This is a genomic window from Pirellulales bacterium (genome assembly GCA_035656635.1).
GTDB lineage: Bacteria > Planctomycetota > Planctomycetia > Pirellulales > JADZDJ01 > DATJYL01.
Window position 1 is genome coordinate 62,750 of sequence record DASRSD010000145.1, and the last position, 12,102, is coordinate 74,851.

General features: G+C 54.6%; 9 protein-coding genes and 1 tRNA gene. 6 read left to right on the forward strand and 4 right to left on the reverse strand.

Features of this window, described 5'->3' with window-relative positions:
- Positions 1-800 precede the first annotated feature (800 nt).
- From VFE46_13935 to VFE46_13945, 3 genes are all read left to right on the forward strand, one after another.
- The gene (locus VFE46_13935; protein HZZ29094.1) at positions 801-1,187 is read left to right on the forward strand and encodes a BlaI/MecI/CopY family transcriptional regulator; all 387 of its coding nucleotides are present in this window, start codon (positions 801-803) and stop codon (positions 1,185-1,187) included.
- A complete protein-coding gene (locus tag VFE46_13940) occupies positions 1,184-4,423 on the forward strand; it encodes a M56 family metallopeptidase (protein ID HZZ29095.1) in 3,240 nt (1,079 codons plus the stop codon). Before VFE46_13935 ends, VFE46_13940 begins: the two co-directional genes overlap by 4 nt.
- A gap of 98 nt (positions 4,424-4,521) precedes the next feature.
- Positions 4,522-5,178, forward strand: a complete 657-nt coding sequence (locus tag VFE46_13945) for a hypothetical protein (GenBank protein ID HZZ29096.1) — start codon at positions 4,522-4,524, stop codon at positions 5,176-5,178.
- A 43-nt stretch (positions 5,179-5,221) separates the two neighbouring features.
- Here the strand turns inward: VFE46_13945 and VFE46_13950 are convergent, their stop codons facing one another.
- The 4 genes from VFE46_13950 to VFE46_13965 form a co-directional block, all read right to left on the reverse strand.
- Positions 5,222-6,550, reverse strand: coding sequence for a prolipoprotein diacylglyceryl transferase family protein (locus VFE46_13950; GenBank protein HZZ29097.1), 1,329 nt, complete (start codon positions 6,548-6,550; stop codon positions 5,222-5,224).
- Positions 6,551-6,553: 3 nt separating this feature from the next.
- Positions 6,554-7,468 carry a pantoate--beta-alanine ligase gene (panC, locus tag VFE46_13955; GenBank protein HZZ29098.1) on the reverse strand — a complete coding sequence of 305 codons (915 nt, stop codon included), beginning with the start codon at positions 7,466-7,468 and terminating at the stop codon, positions 6,554-6,556.
- Positions 7,469-7,482: 14 nt separating this feature from the next.
- Positions 7,483-8,505: a 2-amino-4-hydroxy-6-hydroxymethyldihydropteridine diphosphokinase gene (folK, locus tag VFE46_13960; GenBank protein HZZ29099.1), complete on the reverse strand. Its 1,023-nt coding sequence runs from the start codon at positions 8,503-8,505 to the stop codon at positions 7,483-7,485.
- A gap of 721 nt (positions 8,506-9,226) precedes the next feature.
- Entirely contained in the window at positions 9,227-9,634 is a 408-nt protein-coding gene (locus tag VFE46_13965; protein ID HZZ29100.1) for a hypothetical protein, read from the reverse strand.
- Between the two features lie 334 nt (positions 9,635-9,968).
- On the opposite strand from VFE46_13965, the gene VFE46_13970 reads away from it, so the two are divergent.
- The 3 genes from VFE46_13970 (at position 9,969) to VFE46_13980 (ending at position 11,970) form a co-directional block, all read left to right on the forward strand.
- Positions 9,969-10,041, forward strand: a tRNA-Ala gene (locus VFE46_13970).
- Between the two features lie 246 nt (positions 10,042-10,287).
- Positions 10,288-10,947, forward strand: a complete 660-nt coding sequence (locus VFE46_13975) for a hypothetical protein (GenBank protein HZZ29101.1) — start codon at positions 10,288-10,290, stop codon at positions 10,945-10,947.
- Between the two features lie 366 nt (positions 10,948-11,313).
- Positions 11,314-11,970, forward strand: a complete 657-nt coding sequence (locus VFE46_13980; protein HZZ29102.1) for a hypothetical protein — start codon at positions 11,314-11,316, stop codon at positions 11,968-11,970.
- The last annotated feature ends 132 nt before the right edge of the window (positions 11,971-12,102 follow it).

Sequence of the window (12,102 nt, forward strand, 5' to 3'; positions counted from 1 at the left end):
GGGAAATTCTAAATTCTGCAATGGCATGCGGTTAGGTTGAATTTTCCCGGCAGATTATTGGGCGATTCACTGATATTCTCCGGCAATTCGCCATTTCGATCAAAATTGGGCCACTTATTTTCCTCTTAATTTCCTCTTGAATTGGGCCACGGCAAAAAATCGGCTCGTGAAAACAAGGCATTTTCGTATGCCGAGGCGGTTTCCTTGAAAATCCCAAAGGGAAATTATGAAGCCACAAGTGGGGTTGAGCTCCCTGCATGGCCGCTTTCCTACAACAACTGTTTTTGATTGGAACCATGGCAGCCATCGCCCGCTTCTAGGCCACAATTTTGTTTCTTGGATGTTTTGGAGCATTTCACTTCTTCTGTTACGTCGCTCAACGCTTGCCGGCGGGTTTTTGATAATTCAGGATCGCTTTCGGATGATTCAGGTCAACTGTCGTAGCCATCCAGCATAACAAACCCATGGCCTAAAACTCGAAAGTTTTTTTCGCTCGCCGCCATTGGGGAACGTGTTTAAATTTTTGGTAGTGGGCCAGTTTGATGAAAACAATTTGGGTGGCCGGGATCGAGTACCGCCGAGCCCCCAGAATTTCTGCGACTGGGGGCTCACTTCGTTCGACCCCAACCACCCTGAAAAATCAAACTGGCCCCCCAAATTTTTTGAAAAATCGCTTGCAAAGCAGTAAAGACCGTGCTACTATAAAACCAAATCTAAATAACCAAATATAGTCTGTGATCACAAAGATCGGATTTTCAAGCGAATTTTGCTGCGGTTCTGCCATATAGGAGAAGTTCAAAATGGCTCGTCCCCGTGCCAAGGAATTAACCGAACGTGAATTGGAAGTCATGCAAATGTTTTGGAAGCACGGCGAGCTGAACGCCGTGGAAGCCCGCGAGAAGTTGGCGGCCGCTGGACTGGACCGGGCTTATACCACCATCGCCACGCTGATCCGAATTTTGGTGGATAAGGAATGCTTGAGGCAACTACCGGGCAGCGAGCGGCCGTTTCTTTTTCGTCCCACACGCTCGCAGGACGAAGTTTCCGGGCGAATGCTGGCCGATGTCGTGGAGCGCGTGTTCCAAGGCTCGAGGGAACAGTTGTTGGTGCAACTACTCAAACAGAAAAAATTAACGGCCAAAGAGCGGGCCACTTTGCAAGAACTCTTGAAGGAGCAAACGTCATGAACGCTTTAACCTCGGCAATTTTGTGGATGGCAGTGCAAGTGCTGTTGTTTTCGCTGGTTGGCGGTGCGGCGTTTGTGCTGTTACGCCGCCGTGGGCCCAGCGCTGCGGTCGCTTGCGCGGCCACGGTGTTAGCGCTCACCTTGCCACTCGTCTTCTGTTTGGCCAGTCCGTGGCCACAGTGGATCGGCACATCGGACAGCCGAATTTCGGCAACGCAGGCAAATGCTGGGCTTGCTCCGTCCACGATTCAAAATCAATCCTCGGATGCGATCATTTCAGCGGCCGATAGCGCCAATGCAACGCACGGCTCGGTACTTTCGACGGTATCGAACTGGTGGCTGAAGGCGGTCGAATGGCTGCAACCTACGAGCAATTTCGCCAACGGAGAGAAATCCGCAGCGCCTATCTGGCAAATCGCGATGCTATGGGTATTGGCAACCGGCGTGAGCTTGAGTTTGGCTCGGCTGGCCGCCGGAATGTGGGCTGTTCATCGATTGCGCCACCGCTCGCAGCCGATTGACAATCCGGCACTGGAATCGACACTGCGAGAACTTTCGCAGCGGTTGAATGCGCCGACGGTGGAACTGCGTCACACCGAATGGTTGCGCTCCGCGGCCACGATTGGCTGGCGGCGTCCCATGTTGCTGTTGCCTGCCGATTGGTCTGGCTGGACCGAAACAGAGCGGCGGGTGGTCCTGGCTCACGAATTGGCACACGTCGCCCGGCGCGATTATTTCACCGCTTTGTTGGCGCAGTTGGTGTCGGCGATCCATTTTTATCAGCCGCTGGTGCTGTGGCTTAGCCGCCAATTGCGGGTGCAGCAAGAATTGGCCGCCGATGGGCAAGCCGCCGCCGTGACGGAAAATCGACAAGCTTATCTCGCCACGCTGGCACAAATGGCCCTGCGGGCCGATGAACAGCCGGTCCCCTGGGCTGCGCGTGCATTTCTGCCGGGCACCAGCATGCTCATCAAGCGCGTGGCGTGGCTCAAACGCAAGGGTCAAAGAACGGAAACATCGCTGGGCAGAACAGGCCGTTGGATTCTGGCAGCATGTATGGCGGCCATTGCGCTAGGCGTGGCAGGCCTTCGTGGACCGAGAGATTCATTCACTCAGGTGGCCATGGCTGCGCCGGCCGACGATGCCAAGCAATCCGAAACCAAAAAAGACGCCGAGCGAGCTTGGGATGTTTCGCAGCCGCAGCCAGCGGTGTTGCGGAGCTTCCGGTTTGTGCCGTCGGAAGCAAAACTGGTCGTCGGTATTAATCCGCATGAATTGGCGAAGACTGCATCGGCGGCAAAACCGATTGTGGACATGCTGGACAAGGAATTCGAAGGCAAAAACGGATTCAAGCTCACCGACATTGCCGACGTTGAGCTCATTTGGATGCACTCCACACAAGAGCCTGACAGGATTGTCATTCAAACCGAAAAGCCCATCGACTGGAAGGAAACGCTGCGGCGTAAGAATCCAGGCGATATGGAAATCCAACACCAGGGCGATCACGAGTATTACGTGCTGAAAGATAGCGCAGATTTTGGGCCATGCGTGTACCCGGTCGACAACCGAACAATTGTTGCCGGCAGCGAAAAGCAAATTCAAACGTTCATTCGCGGCGGCGAAAAATTGATGGACGCTAGCGCGTTTCCTGAGTTTCCAGCCAGTACGTTGGCGATTCGGGCGGAAATATCGATTATGAAGCCGATCACGGAATTGGACGCCCTGTCGGCGGCGATGTTTTTGCCGCTCATGGAGCATGTGAAGGTGGGACGGGGGTTTGTCGGCGCCGAACCGCCGGGGACCAACGGCGTCGGCTTCCACGCACTACTCGAATGTGATTCGGCCGACGGCGCCCAGCAGGTTGCCAAAACACTGGAAGTGGCGCGGACCATCGTTTTGAATATGATCCAGATGAAAATACAAGCCTGGCGGCAAACGGAAGGACAGACGGCCGACAAGGAACAAGCGGCCCAGATCAATGGGTTGTTCGACTTACTCACCAAAGCGCTGAGCGATTGCAAGATTAACGCAGCCGGCAGCGTGGCACAAGTTTCGGCAAATGTGGAGCTGGGGCCGGCACTGGTCGCCGGATTTTTAATGCCGGCGATGGCGGCCGCGAAAGAGGCGGCCATGCGACAGCAAACCATGACCAATATGAAACAGTTGGGGCTGGCGATGTTTGAGTATGCCGACAAGCACAATCACTTTCCCCCTGCGGCTATCGTTGGGCCAGACGGCAAAACAAAACATAGCTGGCGCGTGGAGGTACTTCCGCTGTTGAATACGGTCGAAGCGAACACCGTTTATAAGGAATATCACTTCGACGAACCGTGGGATAGCGAACACAACAAAGCATTGTTGGCGAAAATGCCGGCCGTATTGCGCGATCCGCATGAACCGGAAGGAAGCACCGACGCTTGCTATTTTATGCCGACCGGCAAGGGAATGATTGGCGGAAGTGAAACCGGAACACGCCTTGAAGACATCACAGACGGCACGGCAGTGACGATTGCGCTGGTCGAAGCCAAGCGCGATATTCCCTGGACCAAGCCGGAGGATATTGAAATCGACGCCGATTCCACCAAACCGCTGCCGAAATTTGGCGGACATTTGGCGGACGCTACAGGTTCCAACAATATTTACGCGGCGGTCTTTGCCGACGGGCATGTGCAAATTATGTCCAACGAAGCCGATCCGAAATGGGTTCGAGCGGCATTTACCATTAGCGGCGGTGAGCCATTAGATGGAGGAAGACTATCGGCCCCGCAAGAACAGAAGCGGCTAACGCCGGATTTGAAGCCGGTTAATCCGCAGTCCACGCCGGTTCCGCCTGGAAGTGGTTCGAAAATCGATCGGCCAAAGCTGGAATTTCGTTTGGCGGAAGCCGAACCAGGAGAAGGACTAACGGAAGCCGCGCTGCCCGGCGGAACGGAAAAAGTTTATTTGCATCTCCAGGCGGAATTGAGCAAAGACGACATAGCGTCGATCCAACTCATGCCAAACGAAAATGGAACAGAAGGGATTTCCATTACGTTGACCGAGGCGGGAGGGGAAAAAATGGAAGCCCTAACGGCCGCCAACCTCTTAAAAAGATTGGCAGTTTTAGTTGACGGCAAAGTGCTGGTTGCGCCGAGGATTCAATCCAAAATTTCGGATAAGATGCAGCTCACCGGCAACTTCAGCAAAGAAGAACTAGAGCAGCTTTCAAAAACCTTGGGCGGGGATCCAAGGCATTGAGCTGGGCCGTGGTGTTTTCAGGCAACGGCCGCATATTTCAACCGCGGGCTGCGGATGACGAAAATCCACAGCGTGAAACTCCAACCTAGCCCACAACAGTGAAAGCTGAACTGAAGCAAGAATTGTTATACCTGGCGCCGGCTAGCTCCGTTTGTGTACTGTTGCCGCTGCCTGTAATTTTCTTCTGGCCAACTGCTGACGGACGACGAGTGGCAATTTGGCTGTTCTTGGTATCTTGTTGCAGCCTCGTTGCTTTTGCGTTTCGGCGCGAGTTAATGTCTGCGTCTTTAGAAAGGCAAGAGCGAACGTCTCTTGGGTGGCACATAAAAATGGCTGCCATTTCAAGCGTCGTCTTTGCCGTCTTTATTTGCTTTTCACTTTTGTCATTACTCTTGAACAGTTCCAGCGACTTTGTAGCAGTCTTCCTTGCTTTTTTAGCATTGATTCCATCCCTTTGTGTTGTGCCTTACTTGACACTTCTTACCTGCAATCCGTTTGCGGCGGTGATATTCTCGCTCGCACTTCTCGGTTCGATGAAACTCCTTGGCTGCGTCGTTGTGGTTTTTATCTATGGCTGGCACGCCGACGCTTTGGGTTATACGCAGACGCCTTGGATGCATCCAAACTTGCTGGTATGGTTAATTTGGTTCAATACTGGAGTGCTTTCGTTAGCGTGTTATTTTCTGGGTAAACGGCGATATGTAAGGATCGGTGCGTCGAGTCGACAGCATTCAGATATTGCCTCGGTCCAATGAACATTCACTCGATGGATGATCGGAATCTTGGTGGCAAAACGGCTCATCGGGATGAGAATCGATATTTTGGATTCCGCACCACGAAAATCCACAGTGTAACGGCAGCCGCCATCAGCAGCACGCTGGCGATTTGTGAGATGGTCATATGCGTGAGGCCCACGAAGGGTTCGTCGGTGCGAATGGCTTCTTCCAGGATCCGCATCAACGGGTAAATGGTGATCATCAGCGCCGTGACTTCGCCCGCATGTCGGCGAAACGGATACCAGGCCAGCAAAAATAGCGTGAGCAACAGGGCTCCCAACGCGCTGTACAACTGCGTGGGATGCACCGGCAGGCTGCGCGGCGGCAGCGGCGGCGGCGTGGTCAATGTCCAAACCTGCGATTTCGGTTTGCCGGCGGCATCGATGGCGTGGAACGTAACTTTCGTTCCAGGCTGTTGAATATTCGCCAGTGCCTCCTGCGCTTCAGCCACCGAAAGCGCCGTTGTTTCGTTCCCTGAGTATTCCTGCGGCCGTTTGGGAGCCGGCGGTTCGACGTAAATGCCCGTCAAACGATCGCCCGCATGTAGCCCGGCCTGTGCCACCGGGGAGCTTTCATCGAGCGATTCGATTACTGCCGGTGCAAACGGATTCGGTTCAAAGTGAATTCCGTCCAGAACCAGCTGTCCGCGGTCAGCCTGGTTCATGTACGCCGGCGAGCCGATTGGAAAAGTTACCCCCCAGGGACGATCGCACATTCCGCCGTAACAGCAGCCGTTTAGGAAACATCCGATGCGCCCCAATGCCAGGCCAAGAGTCAAACTGGGGGCAATGATGTCGGCAAATTTCAGCATCGGCAACTTGTACCGGGCAAAGAACAGCCCAGCGGCCACGCATCCGCCGGCAAATGCTCCGTATACCACCAACCCGCCTTGTGTGTAATTGACGACGGCGATAATCGTCGCCCGCAATGTGTCTTTTTGAAATTGGGTATCCCAATACTCGATCACGTAAAACAACCTCGCACCCAGGATCGCAGAAATGCACATCCACAGTGCGAGCGAATAAACGAGTTCGGGATCGAAGCCTTCCCGTTTGGCACGGTACACGGCCAGCGCCACGCCGGCTACTACGCCCAGAAAAACCATGACCCCGTAGCCACGGACCGGCAACCCGGCATCATCCGATAGCGCCGGCAGCACCCACGCCAGGACCGCCCCCAGCACCAACATGATGGGCAACTCGTTCCACACGGCGCTACTCCATCCGTGGCGAAAGACAAGCCAACCGACACGTGCTGCGCAAATCAATGCCCAAACCGCCAGCAGAATTCCAAACCCCAACAGCGGCACGCCGCCCACCGTATTTGGAATGTGAAACAGGATGGTTCGCATGCCTCAGTGCGCCTTAGCGTTTGTGCGGTTCAAATCTGCTTCGGAAAAACCAAGCAATTCGTTGTCAATTAATCTGGTTTTGCCCACTCGCGCGGCAACCAGCGCGACGGCAGAATTTTTAATGTGCGACAGTTCTGCAAATGTTTCCGGATCGGCAATGGTCGCATAATCCAATTGCACGCCTGCTGCGGCGGTAATTGAGCGTCGTAGGAAATCGCGAATTTTCACCGCATCGCGCTCGCCGGCGTCAAACATTTCTCGCGCCAATCGAAGACTGCGCGGCAGCGCCAGCGCATGCTTTCGCTGGTCGGGGGTTAAATACACGTTTCGAGAGCTCAGAGCCAGGCCATCTGCATCCCGAATGGTTGGGCAAACAACGATTTCGATCGGCAAATTCAAATCGGCGGCCATCCGCCGCACGGCCAGCGCCTGCTGATAATCTTTGCGGCCGAAGTAGGCCCGATCGGCCGGCGCAATTTGAAACAACTTCATCACGACGGTAGCCACGCCGCGGAAATGCCCTGGCCGCAACGCGCCTTCCCACAAATCGGTCAGGCCGCTGACATCAATCGAAGTGCCAAAGCCGGGTGGGTACATTTCGCCGGGTTCGGGCGCAAAAACCAATGGGACACCCAAGGCGGACAATTGGGCCAAATCGGCTTCCAAGTTTCGCGGATACTGCGTGAAATCTTCCGTGGGCGAAAATTGCTTGGGATTAACGAAAATCGAGACCACCGTGTAATCGCACTCGTTGAGGCTGCGTTGCACCAAACTGAGATGTCCTGCATGCAACGCGCCCATCGTCGGCACCAGCCCCACGTGCTTGCCGGCCTGCTGTTGTGCACGGACCAACCGATGCGTTTCGTGCACCGTGGTGGCAACAGGCGTGCGAGTCCGATTTGGAGTTGCTTGAACCATGAAATAATTACTGCCTACGCCATTGCTTGAATCGCCGCGGTCAATTCAGCCTCCGCATGCGCTAAACTTCCGCCTTCCAGCCACAATACGGGGCCCAGCCCGGGACGGCCGGCTCGGGCACGCCGAGCTTCGTTCAATCGATGCCACAGTGCTACGGCCACGCTACTCGACTGCTTTTGCTCCGAAGTTTGGCTCTCGTGGAACTGCTGCGAAGTCGCTTCGTATACCACTAATAATTTGGGCGGCACAATGGACGCAACCAACGATTGCCACGCATCGGTCATTGCACCGGGCCATAACGCGTCGCCAATGGCCAGTAAATCTTCGATCCAAAACGGGGTGATCGCGCCTGGTTGGCGGGAGCCAAGCCACCGCTTACGATCGAGCAGCGTTGCCTGCTGGCGAAGGAATTCTATCGTTTGTGATAATCCCAGACTAGCCAAACCACCGAATGGTGAAGCGTCGTCGCCTTCGGCAAAGTCCACAAGCTTCCAGCCAACTTTCGCTGCCACAGCATGCGCTAGTTGCCGCGTGGCCTGATGCACGGAGCCGCTGATCGCCACATACGGCTGGGCAAATTGCACATGTTTCAGCAATTGAGCAACCGTCCAGCCAATGATTGGGTGCCGCATTTCGCTGGCCACTTCGCTGGCCGGCTGAAGCACAAAGCGGCGAAAGGCCATTCGCGGATGAGGCAATTGCAAACCCGGCGTGTGCTGCACGACATCGTCATACAGCAACAAATCAAGATCGATGGTCCGCGGGCCAGAAAGCTCGGCACGCACGCGCCCCAGAGTTTGTTCTATTTCCAGCAGCCGCGCCAACAATAACTCTGACGGCAGTGAAGTTTCCATCACGGCCGCGCCATTCAGAAATTCCGGTTGACCCGGCGGCCCGCCAATGGCATGCGTGGCATGCCAGGCGCTATGCCGCAATTCCGATACGCACGGTGTAGTTCGCAACATTTGCACGGCGCGGCCGAGTAATTGTCGCCGATCGCCTAGATTGGAACCCAAACCGATCAGGGCAGAGGCCATAGTGAGAAACCAACCCCAATCTGTAAGCCGAACTCTGGAAACCAGGCAACCGCGGAATCAATCCCTAGTTCCCCTAGGTTGTACACCGGGCGCAGCTCAAAGCAATTCTGAGAACAGCGGTTAACCGTGCAATTTTTCCGCGTCAGGGTATATCTGAGAATCGCGCTTTGTGGTTTCGGCTGCTAAAAATAGTTGGGGGGGACATCCTTGGCCCCGACCAGAGGTCGTCGACGGTCGATCCCTCGGTTCGCGCCCCCCAAATTTTGGTTGGGAAGGATAATTGCCCGAGCGTGGGACCAGCCTGACCTGTCAGAACATCAGCGCAACACGACCGCTTAACCCCTACGCCACAAACACGATCGGCATAGGCAATCGCCGCGGTACGCCACAATTTCCGTGACTTGCTGTACACTAAAAGCGGTCACGAAAACTGCCAATATTCATTTCATTTCGGTCGAAACTGCCAGGTCATTCGGCGGGCAAACCGTAAAACTCCAGCCGCCTGGTGCGTTTCGACGCGCTGATTCCACAAGTCAGGCCCCACGCGGCTTATTTTGGGAACGGCGCAGTTTTTGTCAAGCAAGCGCGCGAAAAAGTTTTTTTCGCACCGCTGAATACCGAGTAACCTGCGAAAAAAATAACGGAATTGCCGATTCTTCAGCGTGCTGTTTGAGAAGCAGGGCGCTGCTGGCAGGCAGCGCAGCATTCGATATCGCGCCGTTTACCATCCAATGGGCGGCACCACACATTGACAGCGAGGATCAATGCCGGCATACGGAAACTGTTCGCGATAAGGATACGGTTGCGTGTAATCCGCCGGATGCAAAAACATGCGGTGATAGAAATAACACGCCGGACGGTAATTCGTCTCACACGCTGGCTGAGTGCTGGCCAGGGGTGGTGCATTATTCGGACAGCACCGATAGGCCGGCGGAACAGCACAATTGCCGCCGCAACCACAGCCCGGACAGCCGTACACGGGCGCAGGAACCGGATACGAAACGCTGATATTGCACTGCGGCGCGATGGAGCTGACGCATTCGACCGGCACCGCTTGAACAACTTCGCGCGGCGGCGTGTCGCCGCAAGAAACGGACATCAACACCAATGACAATAACGCTGCGTGCATAATTTAAGATCAAGTTATTTGCCGGCCGGCGGCAAAGCGAAGAAAATGGATAGAACTAGCTGTGTTTCATATCGGCCCGTTACAGACACCGGGTTTAGTACTATCGACGGCGATGACGGCAATTGTTTAATTGTTCGCTTTAACAACGGGCGAGGGAAAATCGGGAAGCAGCCGCGCAAACTGCGGCGGTTCGCTGGCAATGCTGGCGCTGGACTTGGTCTGCGCGCCACTTTACAATGCTTAGCTGCTAGCGATGGGAGATAGCGCGACTTGCGGCAGGAACGAATTGGCCCCCGGTCAGGCGCCTCACCGCACAGCAAGAAAAAAAGTTTTCGGGGCGGTAGCTCAGTTGGGAGAGCGTCGCGTTCGCAATGCGAAGGTCGAGGGTTCAACTCCCTTCCGCTCCACTAACCCCTTGCACAGCAAGGGGTTTTTCATGCGCAGAATTCTTTTTTACAGGTAGTGGATTTTTCCAAAAAATAACGACTTATGCCAAGAAATCGCCAAAGTAAGTTCCCAAAATCGGGTTTTCAACAACGACGGGCGATCAGGTTTTCTGAATTCCCAAAGTGCAAATTGGATCGCGTAATTTCGGCAGTTTGATTTTACGACACCTGATCGGCACTCTTAGAGGCGACTAGATTACTGGTAATATGACACGCCTTTTCACGTACACGATTCCTGTTGACGACGGAGCCGCTCCAAATCCATTTCATGGAATGTGTACTCTGACGATCTGCAAACCTGGAATCCGTAGAGTTGCGGAGCGTGGCGATTGGGTCGCTGGACTTTGCTCCAAAAGAGCGCCTAGTAGCGACTTAAGCCGCCGCCTTGTCTATGCCATGCGAGTTGACGATGTCCTGACCTTGGAGGATTACGACATGCGGGCAATTGAAGAGTGGCCGCATCGTATTCCAAACCTTCAAAGTGATGATCTTAATGAGCGCCTGGGCGACTGCATTTACGATTATTCGCGCGAACCGCCACGGCAAAGGCGCTCGGTACACGGGCCGCAAAACGTAGACACGGATTTGAGCGGAAAAAATGCACTCATTTCCCGACACTTTTACTACTTCGGCCGCAGCGCCATTTCGCTGCCAGAAGCTCTTTGGGAGATTTGCTATCAGACTCAGGGGCATCGCAGCAACTCGAATGCGCCATTTGTAGATGAGTTTGTCTTATGGCTTGAGAATCAGGAGTTTGCGCCAGGACAACATGGTCAGCCTGATTACGTGATCGACTGGAACGACGGCGCGTCGTGCAGTCGTTGCACCGGTCGACAGCAGGACGGCGAAAATGACAATAGTTACTGATTGCAAGATAATCACTGCCAGCCGACTCATCTGTTCAATCGGCCTGGGAATAAACTGCTGTTCAGGCTGCTTTACGACGGGCCATTGTAGTTTCCGGGCGCTCGCGGCGGCCAATGGACGGTGCTCTTAATCCCGGTAAGTATAGAGGGTTTTCGGCCAGCACGGTGTTCACCGCAGCGGGCTGATTGCACCGTTCACCCGCTGGTTCGATAACCCTTTCTCCAATGAAACCGCACAGCGCTGATCTCAATATCGGCCAAAAAGAGATTGCCGGTCTCGCCTCGCTCGATGCGGTGGCAGGGTTCGTAACCACATTGGGATTACGACACCTCCAATCGGAAGGAATTGACCGCGGAAGCGATCGGATTGACCGGTGATTCGGCAGCGGCGATCAAGCAAATCGAATTGTTGTCGGAAGACGCCGAAGGCTTTCTGCGAGTCGTCTTCGTCCAGCTTCGGTCGCTAACCGCCAAGAGCCGATATGATCTTGCCCGCGTGCTGGGCAAATCAAACGTCGATCATCTGCTGATTCTTACGTCCGACTTTTCGACGATCGAATTTGTCTTGCTCGACAAGCGCCGACGGGAACAACGCGGCCCCATTAGCGTACAGCGCATTCAGGTTGTGCCGCTTAGCGTTGCCGTCGCGCGAAAATCTCCTGAAACGCGAGAATTGCGCACGATTCGCCGTTTCACCTGGACGCAGCGAGATGGATTAGAGCAGTTCGATAAACTCCGTAGCGTTTTTGAGGCGGCTGCATTTTCTGAAGATTATTTCTGCAATCGAGCGCTCTTCGCAGACCATTACCTGCTAACACGGCTACCCGGTGCGAACGGTAGAGCGCCCCGTTGGGGCTTGGTGGATATTATGTGCCATCCGTTCCAGGGGCGATGCCCCTGGCTATTACAGGTTGGGCCGTTAGCCCAGGTGCAAATTTGTCGTTGGCCCACATTCATGCTGGCCGTTGGCCTCACGGGGCGATTGCATACTGGCTTTGCATTCCTCGCTGGGCGGTTACATTAGAAGCATCCGATTCGCTCCCGGGCTCTCACCTAAAAACTCTAACAAAATCCGTCTTTTTACCTCTCATCCGGCCCTTCGATGAACTCAGCGCAGGCCCTCTCCCACAAGGAGAGAGGGAGTTTTTTAGAGTTC

What these genes read in the sequence shown, in the direction of transcription:
- VFE46_13935 (HZZ29094.1), top strand. Translation starts at nt 801, where the DNA reads ATGGCTCGTCCCCGTGCCAAGGAATTAACCGAACGTGAATTGGAAGTC.
- VFE46_13940 (HZZ29095.1), top strand. Translation starts at nt 1,184, where the DNA reads ATGAACGCTTTAACCTCGGCAATTTTGTGGATGGCAGTGCAAGTGCTG.
- VFE46_13950 (HZZ29097.1), bottom strand. Translation starts at nt 6,550, where the DNA reads ATGCGAACCATCCTGTTTCACATTCCAAATACGGTGGGCGGCGTGCCG.
- panC (HZZ29098.1), bottom strand. Translation starts at nt 7,468, where the DNA reads ATGGTTCAAGCAACTCCAAATCGGACTCGCACGCCTGTTGCCACCACG.
- folK (HZZ29099.1), bottom strand. Translation starts at nt 8,505, where the DNA reads ATGGCCTCTGCCCTGATCGGTTTGGGTTCCAATCTAGGCGATCGGCGA.
- VFE46_13965 (HZZ29100.1), bottom strand. Translation starts at nt 9,634, where the DNA reads ATGCACGCAGCGTTATTGTCATTGGTGTTGATGTCCGTTTCTTGCGGC.
- VFE46_13975 (HZZ29101.1), top strand. Translation starts at nt 10,288, where the DNA reads ATGACACGCCTTTTCACGTACACGATTCCTGTTGACGACGGAGCCGCT.